Annotated in this window: 8 protein-coding genes, 1 pseudogene and 1 riboswitch; of the genes and pseudogenes, 4 read left to right on the forward strand and 5 right to left on the reverse strand. The window is 68.8% G+C overall.

Annotation, left to right across the window (positions count from 1 at the left end):
- From ELR45_RS42585 to ELR45_RS08570, 3 genes and pseudogenes are all read right to left on the reverse strand, one after another.
- Positions 1-178, reverse strand: a pseudogene (locus tag ELR45_RS42585) (HNH endonuclease); the annotation flags it as partial.
- 194 nt (positions 179-372) lie between these two features.
- Positions 373-1,086, reverse strand: coding sequence for a lysophospholipid acyltransferase family protein (locus ELR45_RS08565; RefSeq protein ID WP_165367606.1), 714 nt, complete (start codon positions 1,084-1,086; stop codon positions 373-375).
- A gap of 87 nt (positions 1,087-1,173) precedes the next feature.
- The gene (locus ELR45_RS08570; protein ID WP_129665177.1) at positions 1,174-1,977 is read right to left on the reverse strand and encodes a hypothetical protein; all 804 of its coding nucleotides are present in this window, start codon (positions 1,975-1,977) and stop codon (positions 1,174-1,176) included.
- 228 nt (positions 1,978-2,205) lie between these two features.
- A riboswitch (TPP riboswitch) is annotated at positions 2,206-2,312 on the forward strand.
- A gap of 108 nt (positions 2,313-2,420) precedes the next feature.
- Between ELR45_RS08570 and ELR45_RS08575 the strand changes: the two genes are divergently transcribed.
- From ELR45_RS08575 to ELR45_RS08585, 3 genes are read left to right on the forward strand one after another with little or no spacing between them, the layout of a single operon-like run.
- Complete coding sequence (locus tag ELR45_RS08575; RefSeq protein ID WP_129665178.1) at positions 2,421-3,173, forward strand: ECF transporter S component; 753 nt, start codon at positions 2,421-2,423, stop codon at positions 3,171-3,173.
- 4 nt (positions 3,174-3,177) lie between these two features.
- Positions 3,178-4,839 (forward strand): ABC transporter ATP-binding protein, encoded by a 1,662-nt coding sequence (locus ELR45_RS08580; protein WP_129665180.1) that lies wholly within the window; start codon positions 3,178-3,180, stop codon positions 4,837-4,839.
- Between the two features lie 43 nt (positions 4,840-4,882).
- On the forward strand, positions 4,883-5,686 hold the full coding sequence (locus ELR45_RS08585) for an energy-coupling factor transporter transmembrane component T family protein (RefSeq protein ID WP_205856258.1): 804 nt from the start codon (positions 4,883-4,885) through the stop codon (positions 5,684-5,686).
- 76 nt (positions 5,687-5,762) lie between these two features.
- Here the strand turns inward: ELR45_RS08585 and ELR45_RS08590 are convergent, their stop codons facing one another.
- Positions 5,763-6,113 (reverse strand): DUF3499 domain-containing protein, encoded by a 351-nt coding sequence (locus ELR45_RS08590; RefSeq protein WP_129665182.1) that lies wholly within the window; start codon positions 6,111-6,113, stop codon positions 5,763-5,765.
- Between the two features lie 90 nt (positions 6,114-6,203).
- Between ELR45_RS08590 and ELR45_RS08595 the strand changes: the two genes are divergently transcribed.
- On the forward strand, positions 6,204-6,656 hold the full coding sequence (locus ELR45_RS08595) for a metallopeptidase family protein (protein WP_240759309.1): 453 nt from the start codon (positions 6,204-6,206) through the stop codon (positions 6,654-6,656).
- Positions 6,657-6,697: 41 nt separating this feature from the next.
- Here the strand turns inward: ELR45_RS08595 and ELR45_RS08600 are convergent, their stop codons facing one another.
- Entirely contained in the window at positions 6,698-8,299 is a 1,602-nt protein-coding gene (locus tag ELR45_RS08600) for a DUF5719 family protein (protein ID WP_129665184.1), read from the reverse strand.
- Positions 8,300-8,435: the final 136 nt, after the last annotated feature.

An 8,435-nucleotide genomic window follows, 5' to 3' on the forward strand; every position in this document is an offset into this window, starting at 1 on the left:
CAAACCGCAGTAGCCGGACAACCAGAGGCGCGGGAAACTCCTGGGTGGCGGAACGGATCATCCGTTCCGCATCGGCATGCTCAAGCACGGCCTTCTCGGTCAGCACGAGGACGATGGCACGACGGACAGAGACAACAGCCAGAGGCTCATACGTGGCGTTCAGCACTAGCGTCTGCACCTGTCCGGCTCCTTCCGTGACATGGCCGCTCCTCGCCTCACCTGGGGCTTTGTAGTCTGCTCGTGTCTCCAGTGTCCGGTATAGTCCCTCGCGCGGGTAACCACGCCTATCTTCTATGTGCGAATTCTAGTGAAAATCTCGTCGACCGCCGTCACGTAGCCTGCCGCGGCAGGTCGAACTGGGCAATCGATTATTCACGGACCTCCCTTCTCCAGGGTGTCGGCGCCCGCCAGCGAGCGCCACACGTCGGTGACCCTCGTCTGCACGAGGTCGACGACGTCCCTGATCGCCATGCCGGCGAACTCGTCCGGAGAGATCGGCTTTCCCACCCGCAGCCGGACGGTAGGCCTCCGCACGATCGAGGTCAACGCGCCCCCCAAGCTGCGCGCGGTTGAGCCTGAGCCGATCGCACGTGCATCGTGATGCGCGACCGGGATCACCGGCACCTGCGTATCCAACGCCAACCGTCCGACACCGAACCGGAACCGGCGAGGCGAGCCGTCGGTCGTGGCGGAGACATCCCCTTCGGGATAGATGCCGATGATCTCGCCGCGCCCGAGGGCGTCGCGGGCCGCTCGAAGGGCCGCGGTGCTGGCTTGACGCAACCCCACCTCGACCATTCCGGCGTGCCGCGCGAGTGGGCCGATCAGCGGGTGGTTGAAGACTTGCGACGCGGCCAAGAACCGGACATGCCCGTGCTCGCTGCCACACGCATCATCGTGGCAGGGGATGCTGGGCCGCAGCCCGGCCCGGTGCAGCGTCGACAGCACTGGTGGGACATCGGCGATGGTGGTGTGGTTCACGACCACGATGGCCGGTCCAGTCAGCGGCAGGTTCTCCAGCCCGTCGGACTCCACCCGGCCGAACAACCGTGTCAGACCAACCGCAATCGCTCCCACAATCTCCACGATTGCCCATTATCTCCGATTAGCCGCCGATGCCGACTGCAGGCTCCCCAGGAAGGGCCGCCAAGAGCTTGAGAGGACCGCTCACTGCTACTCGCTCTGACCGTCCTCGTCGTCGCTCTCGCCGCCGTCCTCGTCGTCCTCGCTGGGCAGCTCAGCCGGATCGATCACGTCGTCGTCCGAGGGGACGTCGATGTCGACGTCGTCGCCGAAATCAGTGAAGTTCAGCACGCCTGCCTTCCCGGACGCACCTTTCTCCTCGAACCGCACCGGCAACGGCTCGCCTTCCGCCGCGACCCAGAGCATCCCGCCGCTCTCCGCGAACGACAGCCCCACAGCGGGCACCCCGTCGACCTCCTTGACAGAGGTGGGGTCGCCTTCGACCGACAGCCCCAAGAGGGCATCGGCGAACTCGGCACTGTCCGCGAAGAGGCTGTAGCCCGATTCCGATTCCTCGGACGACACCCGGAACCATTTGTCGGCGATGGTGTCGTCGATGTCGGCATCGACCACGTCAGCAAGGGTGTCGGCGTCGCTGGTGATATAGATCACCCCTTCAGACGCCACGAGCTCGACCTCGCTGCCATTGGTCACCGTTCCCGCCGACCCCTCACCGACCTTGAACGCGATGTCGATGGTCATGTCGTCGGCGAGCGTCGTGCCATGAACCCGGAACGACCCGGCCTCATCAAGGTTGGTGACCGCCGTCTCCAGGACTTCGTCACCAGGAAGCTGGTCGATCCCGTTCTCCGCGGGCGCCGTCTCCTCATCCGAGGCTATCTGCGCCAACGGCGCGGACTCCGCGGCTTGTTCGGCCTCTGAACAAGCTGTCATGGCGATGGTCACCGCGATGGCCAGCTTCACACCGACCACACGCCGGGTAGCTAGCTGCATCTGCGCAGAACCTCGCTCTTCTCAACGTCGGGATGTACAAGCCCGCGGGCGCTGGGCCCGCGGACCACCGACACGGAGTGTACCTCGCACACGCCGCATCGTCGCCCTACGTTCATACGAAGGCAATCCACTACTCACCCGATCCGCGTGCACAGCCCATGGTCTCCCAGGTGAGCGGCGTTTGACCGATAAGCCCGAATGGCGCTAGCGTCCATGCCACACCTGAATACCGCAAGACAGGGGAGCGCAGCAGAGCGCTGAGAGTGCGGGACACCCGCAGACCCTCAGAACCTGATCCGGATCATGCCGGCGCAGGGAGTCGACCTTCGACATGCCAGCGGCGCACCAGTGGGACCGTCGTCCCGCCGGCGCGCCGTTTTCGTGTCAGCTCTCGCATCGACGGCGCTCTCCCCTCTTCAGATCCAACGACGCCAGGAGAGCCGATGAGCCACGTCGACAACGCTTCACACCCGCGAGCGAGTGAACCCGCAGATGACGAGCTCGCGCACGACGATTCGGCGCCGCCGCGGATCCTCCGAATCCTTCAGCTCCTCGGCATCGTCCGGCTCCTCCGCCTACTCGGCATCGTCCGGCTCGTCCGATTCCTTCGGCGCCGGAGCGCCGGGCGGATCGGTTGGCGCACCGTGGACATCGTCGTCGCCTCCGTGCTCGGCGTCGCGTTCGGGCTGCTCTTCGCCGCCTGGAACAACTTCATCTACCCGACCGTCAGCCTGCCCCTGGAGGCGACACCGTTCAGCCCGGTCATCGGCTCCATCTGGCTGATGCCGGCCGTCATCGGCGGTCTGGTGATCCGGAAGGCCGGAGCGGCGGTGTACACCGAGGTCGTCGCCGCGACCACCTCGATGCTCTTCGGATCGGTGTGGGGGCTGTCGGTGTTCATGTCGGGCGTGTGGCAAGGCTTAGGGGCCGAGCTCGTGTTCGCCGCCCTCGCCTATCGGCGATGGGGTGTCGCCGGCTCGCTGCTCGCCGGGGCGGGTGCCGGGCTGGCGATGGGTGTGAACCAGAGCATCGTCTCGGTTCCCGAATACAGCGCGGACTGGAAGATCGCCTACGTTCTCGCCGCCGTCGTCGCCGGTATCGCCGCCGGCGTCCTCGGCTGGCTGCTGGTCCGTGCCCTCGCCCGCACCGGAGTCCTCGCGCCGTTCGCCGCCGGCCGTGCCCAGCAGGAGGTCTGACTCGATGACGCTTCAGAGCCCGGACCTGCCCGTCCACGCCCATCCCCAGGGCGGCCGGGTGCTCCTGAGGGGCTGGGGCTGGCGGTACGCCGGACGGAAGCGATGGGCCTGCCGGGGCGTCGATCTCGACATCGAACCCGGTGAACGTGTGCTGCTGGTCGGCGCTTCTGGGGCGGGAAAGTCGACGCTGCTGCGAGGCATCGCCGGGTTGCTCGACCCGGATGCTTCAGCAGAACACGAAGGCGAGGTCCTGATCGGCGGCCGCCCCGCCGCGCAGGCCCGCGACCAGGTCGGGATGCTCTTCCAAGATCCCGAAGCCTCTCTGGTCATGTCCCGGTCCGGCGACGACGTGGCGTTCGGGCTGGAGAACGCCGGCGTCCCGCGCGAGCAGATCTGGCCACGCGTCGACGCCGCCCTACAGCGGGTCGGCTTCGGCTACGGACGGGAACGAGGGACCTCGGCGCTCTCCGGCGGAGAACAGCAACGGCTCGCCCTGGCCGGAGCGCTGGTACGCAGACCGTCGGTCCTGGTTCTGGACGAGCCGACAGCCAATCTGGACCCGGACGGCTCGCGGCTCGTCATGGACGCCGTCCAGCGAGCCGCCGGTGGTTCCGAAGCCACCCTGGTGATGGTCGAGCACCGGGTGGACCTGGCCGTCGAGCTGGTGGACCGGGTGGTCGTCCTGGAGACCGGGGCCGGGGTGATCGAGGACGGCCCACCGGAGACGGTCTTCGGCCGGCGCGGCGCGGCGCTCACCGCCGCCGGAGTGTGGGTGCCGGCCCGCTGGGCGGCACCCGCCCGCGCGCCGGGGCGACACCGGGGCATATCGGTGCCTCCAGTGCCTCTCGACGTCGAGGCCGACCCGGGCGCTTCGCAGGCCGGCAAGGCGGCTGTGCCGTCCAATCGACGGCTCACGACGGACAACGACGCGGCTGTGCCGCTCACGCCCGCCGGCTACCTCCTGCTCCGGGCCGACGGCGTCAGCCGCGCCTACCCTGGAATGGCGACATCCGCATTGCAGCGGACCGACCTCGAGCTGCATGCCGGCGAAGCCACCTGCATCACCGGGCCGAACGGGAGCGGCAAGTCGACCCTGGCCATGGTCCTCGCCGGGCTGGTCCGCCCCGACACCGGCGGAGCGTATCTCGCGGACGACGGCCGCCCGTTACACCGCTGGCGGGCCCACCGGCTGTGCCGCCGGATCGGTACCGTGTTCCAGGATCCAGAGCACCAGTTCCTGGCACCGACCGTCGGCGAGGAACTCGCGATCGGTCCGCGCCGGGCGGGAGTCGACTCGTCCGAAGCCGCGCGGCGCTGCCGCGAGCTGCTCGAGCGGCTGCGCCTGGACCGGCTCGCCGGAGCGAACCCGTACACGCTGTCCGGGGGCGAGAAACGGCGGCTTTCGGTCGCCACCGCGCTCGCGACCGCACCCGACGTGCTGATCCTCGACGAGCCGACGTTCGGTCAGGACGCCCGGACCTGGTCCGAGCTGGTCCGGCTCTGCGGCCGGCTGCGCGACGACGGCGCTTCCATCCTGGCCGTCACGCACGATCTGGAGTTCGCGGCAGTGCTGGCGGATCGGCGGATCGCCATGCACGACGGCACGATCTCGCCGGCCACGACGTCACCGGCTCCTCGGATCGATCGGGAGGGCCGCAACGAATGACCTCGCATTCGCGCAGCCACCTTTCTCACCCGAGGAGGATGCTGTGATCCTCGTGACGGGAGCTGTCGGCAACAGCACCTCGGGAGTACTAGGCCGACGAAACCCAGTGGCCAAGCTGGGAGGCGCGCTGCTGCCCGCCGTCGTCCTGCTGGCCGGCGTCGATCCGGTCTCCTCCGGGCTGATTCTCGCCGCGGCCCTGCTGAGCGTCCCTGCCTGGGGGCTGAGCTGGCTCGACGTGCTGCGCCGGGTGTGGCCGCTGGCGCTGGCCGTCACCACGATCGCCGTGGGCAACATGGTCTTCACTGGCCGCAAGGGCGGCGCCGTCTTGGTCGACGCCGGGCCGCTACTGCTCACCACGGAGAGCCTGGCGGCCGGCACCGCTGCCGGCATGCGGCTGGCGGCCATCGCCCTCCCCGGCGTGCTGGCCGTGCTCACCATCGACCCTGTCGACCTCGCCGACGCGCTCGTCAAGCACCTGCGAGTGCCGCCACGGTTCGCCTACGGATCACTGGCCGCTTTGCGGCTCGCACCGCTGATGGCCACGGAGTGGGAGACCCTCGGCCGGGCACGCCGGGCGCGCGGCATGGAGGCCGGGCGCAATCCCATCGCCGCCGTCCGCCTGTTCGGGGGCCGGCTGTTCGCGCTGCTTGTAGGGGCGGTACGGCGAGGCAGCCAGCTGGCGGTCGCGATGGACGCCCGCGGTTTCGACAGCAGGGGAACCCGCACCTGCGCCCGCGAAAGCCGGTTCACACGCGCGGACGCAACGGTACTGCTGGGCTCGGCGGTCCTGACGGCCACCGCCGTCGTCCTGGCCGTCGCCGCAGGCCAGTGGAATCCAGTGCTCTAGACACCAGGTGCCCACGCCTAGCTGGTGACTCGGTGGTGGAGGAGGGATTCTCCCGCCCGGTCAAGGGCAACCGCTCTCACATGTCCGGGTTACGCAGGACCCGGAGGTGACCGCGCCGAGGACCTTCGCCCCTCGGCTCCTCCGGCTCTTCCGGGGGCTTCGCGGCCTCCCTGACCGCATCGGCGAGCGCAAGCAGATCGTCACTGGACGGTCCCAGCGCTGCCGGATCCGGGGCGAGCCTGATCACTTCCCAGCCACGTGGAGCAACAAGCCGCTCCGAATGCTCGGAGCAGAGGTCGTACGCGTGCGGTTCGGCATACGTGGCCAACGGACCCAGCACAGCCGTGGAGTTGGCGTAGTCATAGGTGAGCGTCGCTACGGCCGTCCTGGAACAGGCCGATCGGGAACAGCGACGTGTAGGGCTCACAATTGCCAAGGCTAACGCCCCGACAGGTGGTCCGGCCGCTCGGCACGCCAGGACCCGTCCACGACGTCTTTCTCCTGCTAATCTGCCGACGTGAGGCGATCCCGCGCCCAGAAGGGCACCCGTCAGGTCACGCTCCCCGCGCTGCGCCGCGACAGACGTGGTCACGGGCTCCGAGCACCGCTAGCGCCGGAGGACTCCCCCCTGCGCCGTTCACCGGCGCAACGGTTCGACGACGTGGTGCTCGGCTGCGTCGAACACCTCGACAGGCGCTGGCGAGACCAGCTGGCCAAGGTCGAATTCGCCGTAGAGGACGTGCCCACGCTGGACGACTGGCCGCATGACTGGATCCCGCTGGCTCGCGCCTTCGCCAGCACCGGTGCCCTGCCTGCGCGGATCGTGATCTTCCGCCGTCCGATCGAGACCCGCGCCAAAGGCGGCCACCGGCTGCAGGACCTCGTCAGCGACGTCGTCATTGAGCAGGTCGCCGAGATGTTCGGTGTGGACCCCCAGGACGTCGATCCCACCTACGGTGACCACGACTAGCGAGACGGTGGGTCGCGCAGACCTCGCGATGAGGACGGCTTCTACTCCTCGGTCGGGTCCAGCACGCCGGTGAGCTCGTTGACGACTCGCGGGACACCGACTTCGACGACAGGCGCCACAAGCGGCATGAGGTCCACGTACGCGCCGTCGTCGTCGGTGGCCACCATCTCCCTCGCCGCCACGATGGCACCCTGCTGACCGGGATCCACGACGGCCGTGGTGAACGTCGCGTCCTCGGCGGCTTCGAGCTCCACCGGCAGCGTCGCCTCACCGGGGACGTCGTACTCCTGCTCGTCGGCCACCTCACCGTCCTCGTTCAGCGTCTGCACCATGACCCGGGTCGAGGTCTCGACGACCGAACTGAGGTAGAGCCTCGTCGTGAAGCCGCTTCCGCTGCGGCCGAGCAATGCCGTCGCCGGACCATCCAGCGGCGGGGTCGCCGATGTGAAAGCCAGATCGGGAAGCCCGTCGTCAGGCTCCTCCACCGTGCGGAGCGAGGCCGTGATCGGTTCATCGCTGTCGAGCTCGATCGCTGCGGGATCGTTGCTGATGTCCTCCAGTGGGACCTCGGACACGCTACCCGACGGGACCGTCATGACCTCGTGGTCGACCGGGGCGAACGCCCCGTTCGGGCCGAGCATTCGTAGCGAGACGATCGCGTCCGTCTCGCCCGGGTTGAGGACCTGCAGGACACCGTCCCGCTGGTCGGAAACTCCCGGGATCACGACTTGTTCCTGCGGTTCCTGCGCGGGCGGAATGTAGCTCATGCCCAGCGGCGTGGTCTCATCAGACTCCCGGACCTCTAGCGCCGCGGCCACCCGCCCCTGGGTCGTCGACACTCGTACCCCGACACGCTCCGCCTCGGGGGCGAGGGCGTCGAGCAGTAACACCTGCTGGCTGTTCGCCGGCACCGCAATCCCCTGACTCGCCGGCGCCTCGAGCGGACCGACGTCGTCCCACAGCTCCACGTCGACCACGGCACCGACCGACGTGGGGTTGGACAGCACGAGCCGACCGCGCTTGCCCACCTCCCCGGAACCGCCGACGAACCAGTGCTCGCGGGAAGCCGGGCCGCAGGTCGATGTGCTCAGACCCCGCAGATCGGTCTCGTCGATCAGCAGCGACTGCTCCGCGGCCAGCCCTGGAGCCAGCGCACCATCGCCTTCCACCGCCACCGACGCGGGCTCCTCGGATTCCACTCTGGTGATGTCGAGGATCCCACGCTCCTCGACGGTGGTCACGGGCTCCACAGGCTCGTCCGACTCGTCCTCGGCCTGTTCCTCGTCCTCGGTCTGTTCCTCGTCCTCGGTCTGTTCCTCGTCCTCGGTCGCTTCCTCGTCCTCGGACTCTCCCGAATCCGGGGACTCGCCGGGCTCCTCAGCGATCTGGAGCTCTCGCGCGGTGATCGGCGCTGCTTCCTCGTCCTCAACGGTGGGTACGTCCGGCAACGTGAACACCCCGAAGTGAGACCGGCCTTCTTCCTCTCCACCGACGTAGGGGCACACCAGCGACGTCCGCACGACCGGTTCCTGAACGTCCGGGTACTCCTCGACCACCGACTCGGGCGGCCCGATGAACGAGCCGGCCGCGACGACTCCGGCGACACCCGCTGCCAATGTCAGCGCGCTGATTCCGCCGCGCATCACGACTCACCTTCCTCATCCGACCGCCGCGCCCGGCGGCCACCCGACCTACGGCCGGCGGCACGCCGGCCGCGGTAATCCCCGCTGTCCTCGGTCGACGGCTCACCGTCGGCGCGGCGTGCACGCCGTCCCCGAT

Source organism: Phytoactinopolyspora endophytica, assembly GCF_004138495.1.
Taxonomy (GTDB): domain Bacteria; phylum Actinomycetota; class Actinomycetes; order Jiangellales; family Jiangellaceae; genus Phytoactinopolyspora; species Phytoactinopolyspora endophytica.